Source organism: Cryobacterium sp. TMT2-42-4, from assembly GCF_004402645.1.
Lineage (GTDB): Bacteria > Actinomycetota > Actinomycetes > Actinomycetales > Microbacteriaceae > Cryobacterium > Cryobacterium sandaracinum.
The window spans coordinates 36492-49531 of the sequence record NZ_SOFT01000035.1 but is presented as its reverse complement, the minus strand read 5'-3'; the positions used below and the strand labels follow the sequence as shown (position 1 = coordinate 49531).

Annotated in this window: 10 protein-coding genes; 7 read left to right on the top strand and 3 right to left on the bottom strand. The window is 69.0% G+C overall.

Annotated features, from left to right (window positions below):
* Positions 1-5: 5 nt before the first annotated feature.
* Positions 6-662: a DedA family protein gene (locus E3O18_RS11925; protein WP_134394146.1), complete on the bottom strand. Its 657-nt coding sequence runs from the start codon at positions 660-662 to the stop codon at positions 6-8.
* Between the two features lie 136 nt (positions 663-798).
* Between E3O18_RS11925 and E3O18_RS11920 the strand changes: the two genes are divergently transcribed.
* From E3O18_RS11920 to holA, 7 genes are all read left to right on the top strand, one after another.
* Positions 799-2310, top strand: coding sequence for a M20/M25/M40 family metallo-hydrolase (locus tag E3O18_RS11920; RefSeq protein WP_134394145.1), 1512 nt, complete (start codon positions 799-801; stop codon positions 2308-2310).
* Positions 2311-2614: 304 nt separating this feature from the next.
* The gene (locus E3O18_RS11915; protein ID WP_134394144.1) at positions 2615-4141 is read left to right on the top strand and encodes an anthranilate synthase component I family protein; all 1527 of its coding nucleotides are present in this window, start codon (positions 2615-2617) and stop codon (positions 4139-4141) included.
* Between the two features lie 78 nt (positions 4142-4219).
* A complete protein-coding gene (leuS, locus tag E3O18_RS11910; RefSeq protein ID WP_134394143.1) occupies positions 4220-6802 on the top strand; it encodes a leucine--tRNA ligase in 2583 nt (860 codons plus the stop codon).
* A gap of 100 nt (positions 6803-6902) precedes the next feature.
* Positions 6903-7622, top strand: a complete 720-nt coding sequence (locus tag E3O18_RS11905) for a helix-hairpin-helix domain-containing protein (protein ID WP_134418163.1) — start codon at positions 6903-6905, stop codon at positions 7620-7622.
* Positions 7623-7974: 352 nt separating this feature from the next.
* The gene (locus tag E3O18_RS11900; protein WP_134394141.1) at positions 7975-9735 is read left to right on the top strand and encodes a ComEC/Rec2 family competence protein; all 1761 of its coding nucleotides are present in this window, start codon (positions 7975-7977) and stop codon (positions 9733-9735) included.
* Positions 9736-10446, top strand: coding sequence for an MBL fold metallo-hydrolase (locus E3O18_RS11895; protein ID WP_134394140.1), 711 nt, complete (start codon positions 9736-9738; stop codon positions 10444-10446).
* 41 nt (positions 10447-10487) lie between these two features.
* Entirely contained in the window at positions 10488-11531 is a 1044-nt protein-coding gene (gene holA, locus E3O18_RS11890) for a DNA polymerase III subunit delta (RefSeq protein WP_241973427.1), read from the top strand.
* A 356-nt stretch (positions 11532-11887) separates the two neighbouring features.
* Here holA and rpsT read toward each other — a convergent pair whose 3' ends face one another.
* Together rpsT and E3O18_RS11880 are read right to left on the bottom strand one after the other, a co-directional pair.
* Positions 11888-12151 (bottom strand): 30S ribosomal protein S20, encoded by a 264-nt coding sequence (gene rpsT, locus E3O18_RS11885; protein ID WP_104100003.1) that lies wholly within the window; start codon positions 12149-12151, stop codon positions 11888-11890.
* A 118-nt stretch (positions 12152-12269) separates the two neighbouring features.
* The gene (locus tag E3O18_RS11880; RefSeq protein WP_134394138.1) at positions 12270-13016 is read right to left on the bottom strand and encodes an alpha/beta fold hydrolase; all 747 of its coding nucleotides are present in this window, start codon (positions 13014-13016) and stop codon (positions 12270-12272) included.
* Positions 13017-13040 lie beyond the last annotated feature (24 nt).

Sequence of the window (13040 nt, the reverse complement as noted above, 5' to 3'; positions counted from 1 at the left end):
TGGGGTCAGACGACCGGAGGCTCCGGCTGCTCCATGTGTCGCTCCTCGCGGCGGTGCAACCACCGTTTGACCAGGAACACGAGCAGCACGAAGGCCGCGATCGCACCGACGAAGAGGTACCCGGCGAAGTGGAGCCGGTCGGAGAGCTCGCGGTAGCCTTCGGCGGCGGCCGAACCGATCGACACGTAGGCCACCGCCCAGATCACGCAGGCGGGCACGGTCCACTTCATGAAGGTGCGGTAGGGCATCGGGCTCATCCCCACGGTCAGCGGGATCAGCGAGTGCAGCACGGGCAGGAACCGCGACAGGAACACGGCAATGCCGCCACGCCGTGCCAGGTAGATCTCGGCCCGGGCCCAGTTGCGTTCCCCGAGCCGGCGCCCGAGGCGGCTCATCCGGATCCACGGCCCGAAGTGGCGGCCGAGCGCGAAGCCGATGCTCTCGCCGATCAGGGCTCCGACGATCACCGCGGCGACGAGCCCCAGGAACTCGGCCGTGTTGCTCACCGCCGTGCTCGCCACGATCACGATGGAATCGCCCGGCACGACCAGGCCGACGAGAACGGATGTCTCCAAAAGCATGCCGAGTCCGGCCAGGAGGGTGCGCAGCACCGGATCCACGCTGGAAACCGTATCCAGGATCCAGCTGAGGATATCGTTCACGTCTCACAGCCTAAGCCGTGCGCCCGCAGCGGGGCTGGGGACCTGCCCTTGCCCCGCGACTGGGGGATACGCTAGCGTCGCCCCAGGGCCGCTCAACGACGACCGGCCCACGTTCGATCCAGTCTGAGGGACCCTCATGAAACAGAATCGGAATATTCGTCTCGCCGCCGTCGGCACGGCCGTGGCCCTGTCGGTCAGCGTCGGGCTACCCGCCTACGCCGACAACGGAACGGACACCGGCGCGCTGCGCGAAGCCGTGACGGCAGCCGGCATCATCGACCACCTGGAGGAGCTCCAGAAGATCGCGGATGCCAACGGCGGCACGCGTGCGTCCGGCACGCCGGGGTACGAGGCATCCGCCGTCTACGTCGAAGAGCAGCTCACGGCCGCGGGCTACATGCCGATCCGTCAGGCCTACTCCTATGAGCAGTTCGTGCTGAATGCGGAGTCGTTCGCGCAGTTCACGCCCACCCCCACCACCTACGCCGGCGGCACCGACTTTGCCACGATGAGCTACTCCGGCTCCGGCACGGTCTCGGCGGCGGTACAGGCGGTCGACATCAACCTGGTCGGCGACCGGGCCTCGACCAGCGGCTGTGAAGCCGCAGACTTCGCGGGCTTCACGGCCGGGAACGTCGCTCTGATCCAACGCGGCACCTGCACCTTCCGGGTCAAGGCCGACAATGCGATCGCGGCCGGCGCCGCCGGCGTGATCATCTTCAACCAGGGAAACGCCGATGATCGCCTCGGTATCGTCAACGGCACTCTGGACGCCCCGCAGACCGCAGTTCCGGTCATCGGAACGACCTTCGTGCTCGGCGCGGCTCTGGCCGGGCAGCCTGCCCCGACCGTGCGGCTGGCCGTGGATGCTGAGGTCACCGTCACCGAATCCTTCAACATCCTGGCCGATTCGGCCGGTCGCGCGGACCGCACGGTCGTGGCCGGAGCGCACCTCGACTCCGTTGCCGAGGGCGCGGGAATCAACGACAACGGCAGCGGCAGCGCCGCCATCCTGGAAACCGCCATCCAGCTCGCCGCCTCCGGCAACGCACCCACCAACCGGGTGCGGTTCGCGTTTTGGGGCAGCGAGGAAGATGGACTGGTCGGTTCCGAGTACTACGTTTCACAGCTGACGAAACGCCAGATCAAGGCGCACGCCGTCAACCTGAACTTCGACATGGTCGCATCGCCGAACTTTGTGCGCTTCGTCTACGACGGTGACGGCTCGTCCTTCGGCACCACCGGCCCGAACGGGTCGGCGCTGGTCGAGAAGGTCTTCCTGGACTACTTCGCCTCGCAGGGGCTGGCCACAGAACCCACCGAGTTCGACGGTCGGTCCGACTACTTCGGGTTCATCGAGAACGGCATTCCCGCCGGCGGGCTGTTCACCGGTGCGGAAGACCTGATGACGGAGGCCGAGGCGGTCACTTATGGTGGCGTCGCCGGCGCACCGTACGACGCCTGTTACCACGCCGCATGCGACGACATCACGAACATCAATGCGGAGGTGCTGGAGCAGATGGCCGATGCCATCGCCCACACGACGATGACGTTCGGCGAGACCACCTCCGCGGTCAACGGCACGACCAGGGGCGGCGGCTCCGGCTCGACGGGGCTCCAGTTCAAGGGCAGCCTCGCTGTGAAGTAGTCACGCTGCGGCACCTGACGGAGAAAGGTGGGGAGGCAGCCCGCGGGCGGCCTCCCCACTGCGTCCCCGGTGGGGTCGGGGGTGCGGTCCCGGCACCCCGACGAGTGGGTCCGAACGAAGTCGACGGATAGAGCAGGGGGGCCGAGATTTTGCCCGGATCAGGAGCTGCCATACGGGAAGAGCCGTTTTTTCCGCAGAATCTCCGTCGAATTCGTTCGAGACATGGCACTGAGTTCGGCATACGTTCGGCCGGGGCGGCAGATCGCTGCACTTCGGGGAGAATCCCGGCACCTAGGCTGGAAGTGTGACCGGGCCGACTCAGAGCATCCTCCTGCCCGAGTGGTGGGATCCGGCCCGCGTCTTCGACACCCTTTACCGCAACAGCCCGTACGCGTTCTGGTTGGATGCGGGCAACGGCGCCGAAACCGGCCTCAGCTATCTTGGGTCCGCGTCGCCCGGGTCCCGGTTTGTTACCGCCTCGGTGCCCGAGGGGACCGTGACGGTCTCGGTCGCCGGCGATCCGTTCGTGCCGGGTCACCCTTCACCCGGGACGATCTTCGAGTTCCTGCGCGCGGAGCAGGCCGGCTTCCACGACGATGCCACCGAAGATACCGGCACCGACGATACCGGCACCGACGATACCGGCGCCGACGATGCCGGCGGCTTTCGGCTGGGCTGGGTGGGCTGGCTCGGATACGAACTCGGTGCCCAGACCCTCGGCACGCCCGTGCACGACTCCCGCTACCCGGATGCCGCCCTGCTCGAGGTGCACCACGTGCTGGTGTTCGATCATGCGGCACGAACGGTCAGGGCGCTCGCTCGCCGCGCTTCCGGCGACGCGACGGATGCCCCGCAGGCGTGGGCCGATGCCGTGCTCGATGCTCTCGCCGCGTCGGAGCAGCCACCCGCGGCATCCGCGAACCGGCCGGTCACGTGGCCTGCCGGCTCCGCTGCCGGCCCCGTTGCCGCTGCCGGCGTAGCCCGGTGGCGGCACGACGTGCACCGCTACGCCGAGCTGATCGAGGAATGCCAGGCGTTCATCCGGGCCGGTGACGCCTACCAGCTCTGCCTCACCAACGAGATCCTGGTCGACGTGCGGCCGCATCCGGTCGAGGCCTACCTGGCGTTGCGCGCCGGCAGCCCCAGCCACCACGGCGGGCTGCTGCGTTTCGGGGACACCGCCCTGCTCAGCGCCTCCCCGGAACAGTTCCTGACCGTGACCCCGGGCGGCCTGATCACCACGAAGCCGATCAAGGGCACTCGGGCGCGCTCCCGGATGGCCGACCGGGACCGCGAGCTCCGCGACGAGCTCGAGGGCAGCGGCAAAGAGCGTGCCGAGAACCTGATGATCGTCGACCTGATGCGCAACGACCTCGGGCGGATCGCCGAGCTCGGCAGCGTGCAGGTCACGAACTTGCTCGCCGTGGAGAGTTACGCGCACGTGCACCAGCTGGTCAGTACGGTCGAGGCGCGCCTGGCCGCGGGACTGACCGGGGTGGATGCCGTGGCGTCCTGCTTCCCCGCCGGGTCCATGACCGGGGCACCGAAGATCAGTGCGATGACCATCCTCGACGCCCTCGAGTGCGGACCGCGCGGGCTCTACGCCGGGGCCTTCGGCTATCTGGGGCGAAACGGCGCGGTCGACCTGGCCATGGTCATCCGCAGCATCGTGCTCAGCCCGGACGGGGCCTCCATCGGCACGGGCGGCGGCATCACGGCGCTGTCCGATCCGCTGGAGGAGATCGAGGAAACCCGGCTGAAAGCGGCGGCGCTCCTGGCCGTCCTCGGCGTTCCTCGATCCAGCGCCGCCACGGGCCAGGGCCAGGTTTAGTAACCTAAGAGCTTGGACGCCGCCTCCGCGCGGCCCGGTGCCTGCTGGCGCAATCCCCACTGCAACGAAGAGAGTCACGTGGCACACGAGTACGACCACACCCGCACCGGCCAGGACAGCGAAGAAAAAGTTTACGATTTCGCCGCCATCCAGGCGAAGTGGCAGCCGATCTGGGAAGAGCTCGACCCCTTCCGCACGAACGATCCCGACGACGTTCGACCGCGCAAGTACGTGCTCGACATGTTCCCGTATCCCTCCGGCGACCTGCACATGGGCCACGCCGAGGTCTATGCCCTCGGCGACATCGTCGCCCGGTACTGGCGTCAGCAGGGCTTCAACGTGCTACACCCCATCGGTTGGGACTCCTTCGGGCTACCCGCGGAGAACGCCGCGATCAAGCGCGGCATCGACCCGCGCGGCTGGACCTACGACAACATTGCGCAGCAGAAGAAGAGCATGAAGCTCTACGCGGCATCCTTCGACTGGTCCCGCGAGCTGCACACCAGCGACCCCGAATACTACAAGTGGAACCAGTGGCTGTTCCTGCAGCTGTACAGGAAGGGCCTCGCCTACCGCAAGGACAGCTGGGTGAACTGGGACCCGGTAGACCAGACCGTCCTCGCCAACGAGCAGGTCCTCGCCGACGGCACCTCGGAGCGCAGCGGAGCCGTGGTGGTCAAGAAGAAGCTCACCCAGTGGTACTTCAAGATCACCGACTATGCGGACCGCCTGCTCGACGACCTGAACCAGCTCGAGGGCACCTGGCCGGCGAAGGTGCTGAACATGCAGCGCAACTGGATCGGCCGCTCCATCGGCGCCGACGTCGACTTCGTGATCGAAGGCCGCAAAGAGCCCATCAGCGTCTTCACGACCCGCCCCGACACCCTCTACGGCGCGACCTTCATGGTCGTCGCCCCCGACGCGGACCTCGCCGCCGAGCTGGTCGCGGATGCCTCGCCCACCGTCAAGGAACGGTTTCAGGAATACCTGGTCCAGGTTCAGAACAGCACCGAGATCGAGCGTCAGGCCACCGACCGGGAGAAGACCGGCGTGTTTCTCGAGCGCTACGCGGTCAATCCGGCCAACGGCGAACGCCTGCCGATCTGGGCCGCGGACTACGTGCTCGCCGACTACGGCCACGGTGCCGTGATGGCGGTGCCGGCCCACGACCAGCGCGACCTCGACTTCGCCCGCCGTTTCGACCTGCCCGTGATCGTGGTCGTGGACACAACCGCCGCGGTCACCGGCATGATCCCCGTGATCACGCAGGACATGATCGACGGCACCCCGGAGCTTACCTCCCTCGACCCGACTCGCACCGGCATCGCACTGACCGGGGAAGGCCGCCTGATCAACTCGGGCGCGCTCAACGGTCTCAGCAAGAACACCGCGATCAAGCGCATGATCGAGCAGCTCGCCGCCGACGGTACCGGCCGCGCCGCCAAGAACTACCGTCTGCGTGACTGGCTCATCTCCCGTCAGCGCTACTGGGGCACGCCCATCCCGATCATCCACGGCCAGGACGGCGCCGAGATCCCCGTGCCGGAAGACCAGCTTCCCGTGTTGCTGCCGCCCACCGACGGCCTCGACCTCAAGCCCAAGGGCACGTCGCCGCTGGGCGGCGCGACCGACTGGGTCAACGTGCCCAACCCGATCGACGGCACCCCCGCACGCCGCGACGCGGACACCATGGACACCTTCGTCGACAGCTCCTGGTACTTCCTGCGCTTCCTGAACCCCACCGACGACACGAAGGCGTTCGACCCGAAGGAAGCCGAGAAGTGGGCGCCCGTCGACCAGTACGTCGGTGGCGTCGAGCATGCCATCCTGCACCTGCTCTACGCGCGCTTCATGACCAAGGTGCTTTTCGACCTCGGCTATGTCAGCTTCACCGAGCCGTTCACGGCCCTGCTGAACCAGGGCATGGTCATCCTTGACGGGGCCAAGATGTCCAAGAGCAAGGGCAACCTGGTCTACTTCACCGAGGAGGTCGACCAGTTCGGCGTCGACGCGGTACGGCTCACCATGGCCTTCGCCGGACCGCCGGAAGACGACATCGACTGGGCGGATGTCTCGCCGGTCGGCTCCGCCAAGTTTCTGGCCCGCGCTTGGCGCGTCGCCCGCGACGTCACGAGTACGCCCGACATCGATTGGAGGTCCGGCGACGCCGGTCTCCGCCGGGTCACCCACCGTTTCCTGGCCGATGCGCCCGGCCTGGTCGAATCGTTCAAGTTCAACGTGGTCGTCGCCCGACTGATGGAACTCGTCAACGCCACCCGCAAGGCGATCGACACCGGCGTCGGCCCCGCGGATGCCGCGGTGCGCGAGGCCGCGGAGGTCACCGCCATGGTGCTCAACCTGTTTGCTCCGTACGCGGCCGAGGACATGTGGCAGCTCCTCGGCCATGAGCCGTGTGTCGCCCTCGTGCAGTGGCGCAAGGCCGACCGAACCCTGCTCGTAGAGGAGTCGGTCACGGCCGTCGTGCAGGTCGACGGCAAGGTGCGCGACCGCATCGAGGTGTCCCCGAAGATCTCCGGCGACGAGCTGGAACGTCTCGCACGTACCTCGGCCGAGGTCATCCGCCGGATCGGTGACCGCGAGATCATGAACGTGATCGTGCGCGCGCCGAAACTCGTCAGCATCGTCACCCGCGGTCAGTAGCACCCCCTGCCTCGCCTCCCCAGGGCGGCACCTCGCGGCGCCGCCCACAGGGTGCGGCCGTCCGCTGGGGGACCGGCACCCGTTGGCCTAGCCTGCCGGGATGGAGCCTGACCCGGTAGTCGCGGCACTTCACCGCCTGGCCCCGAGCGCGCCGGGGCGCGCCCCGGCGCGCGTGCGCATCGGGGTGGGTGCAGCCGTCGTGCTGCTGATATTGGCGTTGGCCACCGCGGTGGTCGTGTCCGCGCTCGGTCAGCAGGCCGGGCACCAGGTGGTGTCCCCGGCGCACCCGACCGCGGGTTCGGGTTCCGGTGGTGCCGACAGCGGCCCGGCCCCGAGTTCCTCGGGGGTAGCCTCGGCATCCGGCGCCCTCATCTTCGTTCATGTGCTCGGCGCCGTGCGGCGTCCCGGTCTCTTCGAACTCTCCACCGGCGCCCGGGTGATGGATGCCGTGGCCGCCGCCGGCGGGCTGACCGAGACCGCCGATCCGGCCGGCACCAACCTCGCTCGCAAGCTCAGCGACGGCGAGCAGCTCTACCTGCCCCAGCTCGGCGAAGTCCCCGCTGGACCACCGCCGGGCAGCGGTGCATCCCTCGGCGGCGCATCAGACCCAGGCGGCGGCGGCCCGGCGGTCCTGGTCAACCTCAATACGGCAACCCTGGCCGACCTCGACACCCTGCCGCGCATCGGCCCGGCCATGGCCCAGCGCATTCTGGATTTCCGCGACGCCAACGGGCCGTTCGCGGCCGTCGAGGACCTGCGCAATGTCACCGGTATCGGTGAGAAGACGTTCGAGGGGCTCAGCGCCCTGATCACCGTGTGAGAGTGGCCGTGAACGGAGGGTGCCTGAAGTCCTGACGCATCGGTGCGGAGAGCGTATCCGGTGCGTGACGGAGGGTGCTCCGATCGAGCCGGCGACCGCACCTGGCCTGCACTCGATAGCGTGCACGGTCTTCTCCGACCCATGACGGCTAGGAACCGACCGACTGGCAGCAATGGGCGCTGTCGGCGGCCTGCTCGCGGGCTGACGCGTGTCGTTTTTGACGAGCAGCTCCGTCGCCGCGGACCGGCGGCGAGGTCACCGGGCACGCCTCCCCACCCCCAATCCCGCGTCAACCGGGCACAGATTCCGGTGGCCACCGGGGGGGAGCCGCGGGCGCGCCTAGCCTCCCGGTATGGATTTCACACGCGACACCGTGGCTCGCCGCCCGGATCACGACATGACCGGGCTCGACCTGCGCCTGGTTATCCCGGCGGCGACCGCGTGGCTGGCGGCCTGGCTGCTCATCGCCTTCCCCGGGTGGGCACCCGGCGCGCAGGCCGCGTTGTGGGCCGCCGCCCTGGGCGTAGGCCTGGTTGTGGCGCGTCGGCTGTTCCGCGCCCGGGGAGCGCCGGCCTGGGGTGTCGGCCTGGTCTGTTGCGCTGCGGCCGCGCTGATGGCATCCGCGGTCACGGTCGCTGCGCCCGGGCGGCTGCCGGAAACCGTGCGGGAGAGCGCCGCCCGGCAGGAGTCAGTGACCGTGCTCCTCACGGTGGCGTCGATCCCGGTGCAGACCCAGTCGTTCGGTGCTCCCGCACTCTTCGGCCCGGCTGGCTCTGACTCCGGAGCGTCCGCCCGGGTGCGCTTCCGCGGCACCCTGACCGGGATCGAGCAGGGCGAGGTCGCCCGGAAGGGTGCTGCGCGAGGACTGTCGGTTCCGGTGGTCGTGTTCGCAGAGACGGCGAGCGAACAGGCGACCGCGCTTCAGATCGGCAGTGTCGTGCGGCTGGACGCCACCCTCCGGCTCACGGCGGCCGGAGACGCGGCATCCGCCCTGGTGTTCGGGCGGGGTCCGCCCGAGCTCCTCGTGGCACCGCCCTGGTGGCTCGGCTGGGCCGGGGAACTGCGCACCCTGTTCACGACCGCCGCGGGCGATCTTCCCGGCGACGGCGGTGACCTGCTGCCCGGCCTGGCCATCGGTGACACGAGCTCGGTCGAGGCAGACCTCGACGCGGCCATGAAGACGAGTTCGCTCAGCCACCTCACCGCCGTGTCCGGAGCGAACTGCGCCGTGGTGATCGCGGGAGTCATGCTGCTGACCGGGTTTCTGGGACTGCGCCGCGGCATCCGGATCGCGATCTCGCTTCTCACCCTGCTCGGGTTCGTGGTGCTCGTGACGCCCGAACCCAGTGTGCTGCGTGCTGCTTTGATGGCGACGATCCTGCTGCTCGGGATTGCCTTCGGTCGGCCGGGCCGAGGAGTGCCGTTGCTCGCACTTGTCGTGATCCTACTGCTGGCGGCCGACCCATGGCTGGCCCGCAGTTACGGGTTCGCCCTGTCGGTTCTGGCCACGGCCGGCCTACTCGTCCTGGCCGGACCGCTGACCCGGATGCTGCATCGGTGGCTGCCCACCTGGCTCGCCGCCGTGATCGCCATCCCGCTGGCCGCGCAGCTGGCCTGTCAGCCGGTGCTCGTGCTGCTCACTCCCACCCTCCCGCTCTACGGGGTGCCCGCGAATCTGCTGGCCGGTCCGGCAGCCCCGGCCGCCACCGTCATCGGTCTGATCGCGTGCCTGCTCTTGCCCTGGCTGCCCGGTGTTGCCGGGGGAGTGCTCTACCTGGCCTGGCTGCCGGCCGCCTGGATCGCGGCGATCGCCCGAACGTCCGCAGAGCTGCCCGGCAGCCGCCTACCCTGGCTGGGCGGCCCGGTCGGTGTTCTCGTGACCGTTCTACTGACGGTGGCCGCGGTGGCGCTGGTGATGCGGGGCCGGGGACAGGTTCGGGCGCGCTGGCCGATCGCGGCGATCGCGGTGCTGGTTCTGGCCGCCGGAAGCTACGCGGGCAGCCTGATCGGGGCGGGCGTCGGCCGGGCCGTGGCCTTCCCCGCGGACTGGCAGATCGCGGCCTGCGACATCGGGCAGGGTGATGCGGTCGTCGTGCGCGACCGCGACCGGTAGGTGCTCGTCGACGCGGGGCCCGACCCGGACCTGCTCGCCGACTGCCTCGACACGCTGGGGATCGACCGAATCGACATTCTCGTGCTGACCCACTACGACCTGGACCACATCGGCGGGGTCGCCGCCGTGATCGGCCGCGTCGACACGGCGCTGGTCGGCATCCCGGAGAACGCAGACGATGAGCGACTGCACGATGCCCTCGCCGCGGGCGGAGCCGAGTTGCGGGGCGCTGCCCGCGGCGACACGGGCACCCTCGGGGAGTTGCGCTGGGAGATCCTCTGGCCGGTGCGGGGCTCGGCGGTGATGCAGACCGGAAACGAGGGGAGCGTGACGATCGGATTCGACGGTCGCGGCATCCGTTCCTTGTTTCTCGGAGATCTCGGCGAGGAATCCCAGGACGCGCTCCGGCGCAGCTCCAGCCCCGGGGAGGTGGATGTCGTCAAGGTCGCCCACCACGGGTCGGGAGACCAAAGCCCGGAGCTCTATGCCGATCTCCGGGCCACGGTGGGGCTGATCTCGGTAGGCAGGGAGAACGGCTACGGCCATCCCACCGACACGGTCCTGGACATTCTTGCGGCCGCGGGCACGCTGGCCCTCCGCACCGACCAGCAGGGACTGCTGGTGATCGCCCCGGGGCCAGGGGGTGGTGCGCTGACGGTCTGGAGCGAGACCGTGCAGAGCGAGACCGTGGCGGACACCGACCCCGGATAGTCTTAATGGATTCCGCACAGCCTCAACCGAAGGAACCCCGAGTGGCCGCACGAACCGCTTCATCCGGCCGGACCGCGCCCCGCGCTGTGCCGAAATCGGTCGCCATCCCGCAGCTGGCCTGGCACCAGGTGCGGCCGGCGCCGATCATCCTGGTCTCCGGAACCGAGGTGTTCCTGGCCGAACGCGCGATCCGCCAGCTGCGGGACTTCCTCAAACTCGAAGACCCCAGCCTGGAGATCAGCGACGTGCAGGCCGACAGCTATGCGCCCGGCGAACTGCTCACCATGGCCAGCCCGTCCCTCTTCGGCGAACCGCGGCTGATCCGCGTCAGCTCCGTCGAGAAGTGCAGCGACACGTTCCTCGCGGAGGCCCTGGACTACCTGCAGAACCCGGCCGAGGACACCTACGTCGTGCTCCGGCACGGCGGCGGCGTGCGCGGCAAGAAGCTGCTCGACACCATCCGTTCGGGCGTCGGCGGCGCCGTCGAGGTCGTCTGCACCGAGCTGAAGAAAGACTCCGACCGGCACGACTTCGCCTCCGCGGAATTCAAGACGGCCGGCAAGCGGGTCACTCCCAGCGCGTTGCGGTCCCTGGTCGCCGCGTTCTCCGGCGATCTCGCCGAACTCTCCGCGGCCTGCCAGCAGCTCATCGCCGATGTCGGCACCGAAGTGACCGAGACGACCGTGGACCGCTACTACGGCGGCAGGGTCGAGGCCAACGCGTTCAAGGTAGCCGATGCCGCTATCGCAGGGCATCAAGGGGAGGCGCTCGTCATCCTGCGCCACGCCCTGTCCTCCGGCGCCGACCCGGTCCCGGTGGTGGCCGCGTTCGCCATGAAGATCCGCACCATGGCGAAGCTCTGCGGGGTGCGCGGCGGCTCGGCCCAGCTTGCCTCCCAGTTCGGCCTCGCCCCCTGGCAGGTCGAGCGGGCCCAACGTGACCTGCGCAGCTGGTCGGACGAGGGTCTCGCCCGCTGCGTCGTGGCGCTGGCCGAAACGGATGCCGCGGTGAAGGGTGCCGAGCGCGACCCCGTCTTTGCCCTCGAGCGGCTCATCGGTGTGATCGCCCGCCGCGGTGAGAGCTGACCAGACCCGGCTTTCGCGCGCGTACTCACCCTCGACGGTGAACTGCGCTCCAGGGAGGGGTCGGTCACCGTGGTGCGCGCCAGCTGATGCCCGAAGTGAGGTGTGTGGGCCGGGGCGGGCTCGGCGCGCACGACACGATCAGCGCGACGAGCGGCGGATCGACGACGGCTGCCAGGACCGCCGTCAGGGCGATGCTGGGGCGCCTGACCGGGCCAGGCCGCGATGAATTCCAGATGACCGGTCCCCGAGGGTCCGACCCCTTGCCCGGACACACGAAAGCCCCCACCGAGATGGCAGGGGCTGTTGTGTACGCAGGTCAGGGCCGGTGAACGGTCCTGATCCCGGTCAGGCGCAGACTAGACGAGGGCGTTGACCGACTTGGCGATCGCGGACTTCTTGTTCGCGGCCTGGTTCTGGTGGATGACGCCCTTGCTGACGGCCTTGTCGAGCTTCTTCGAAGCAACGGCGAGGCTGGCGACAGCCTTGTCCTTGTCGCCCGAGGCGATCGCCAGGCGAGTCGCGCGGACAGCGCGCTTGAACTCGCTCTTGACCGACTTGTTGCGCTCCTGGGCCTTTTTGTTGGTGCCGATACGCTTGATCTGCGACTTGATGTTTGCCACGTTTATACGCTTTCGTTAGATTCTTGTTCGGATGGGCCGCTTGGCGGTAGAGGGCGCCGTGCGACAAAAATCGTGTGGGGTGGGACCCAACACGCAAGTCAACGGCCAACGATACCAGTTATCCGTTCAGGTCGACAATCGGCCCGGGCCGGTCGATCGCAACCTCCGTGAGAATGCCGCTCAGCACCGCGGCGAAGCGTTCCGGTTGGGCCAGGCTGACGAGGTGCGACGCCCGGGGGACGATCACGAGGCGCCCGTCCCGGCAGGCGGCGAGGAAGCGGCGCTCATGCAGCCGGAACTGATCCAGAGAACCGTTGACCAGCCACACCGGGCCGGGATAGCGAGCCAGGCTGTCCAGCGGGCGGAGGCTGCCGGTGGCGCCGAGCCCGGCATCCATCACCGTCAGCGGCACACCGCCGGCGAGCGTGTCGGCTGCCCCTTCCGATGGAAGGAGCACCCGCACGAGTGTGGTGTGGAGCCACAGTCCCTGATCGGGCAGTCGGCGGATCAGCCGGGCCAGGCCCCGGTAGGCGTCCAGTAGCCAGCCGGCCGGAAGCGCGCAGCTTCCCGCGGCGACCAGCCCGGCCACCTTCTGCGGGTGGCGCGCGGCGTACTCGATGGCGTAGTAGCCGCCGAGGGAGAGGCCGACCAGCAGCACCCGGCCCCCCAGAGCAGCGACACCCTCGTCGATGGCGGCCAGTGCACCCGCAACGGTGAACGTTTCGTCCATGCGGGAGCCGTGCCCCGGCAGATCGATCGCGAGTGCCGGATGCCCGGCCTCGCCCAGCATGGACAGCTGTCGCCGCCACATGGTGCCCGACGTGCGGATCCCATGCACGAAAAGGACCGGGACGGCGGGTGTCATTCATTCCTCCTGGTGAGCAGCCGC

Excerpts from the sequence above, each read along its gene's own strand:
- E3O18_RS11920 (WP_134394145.1), top strand. The coding sequence starts at position 799 with ATGAAACAGAATCGGAATATTCGTCTCGCCGCCGTCGGCACGGCCGTG.
- E3O18_RS11880 (WP_134394138.1), bottom strand. The coding sequence starts at position 13,016 with ATGACACCCGCCGTCCCGGTCCTTTTCGTGCATGGGATCCGCACGTCG.
- E3O18_RS11900 (WP_134394141.1), top strand. The coding sequence starts at position 7,975 with ATGGATTTCACACGCGACACCGTGGCTCGCCGCCCGGATCACGACATG.
- E3O18_RS11905 (WP_134418163.1), top strand. The coding sequence starts at position 6,903 with ATGGAGCCTGACCCGGTAGTCGCGGCACTTCACCGCCTGGCCCCGAGC.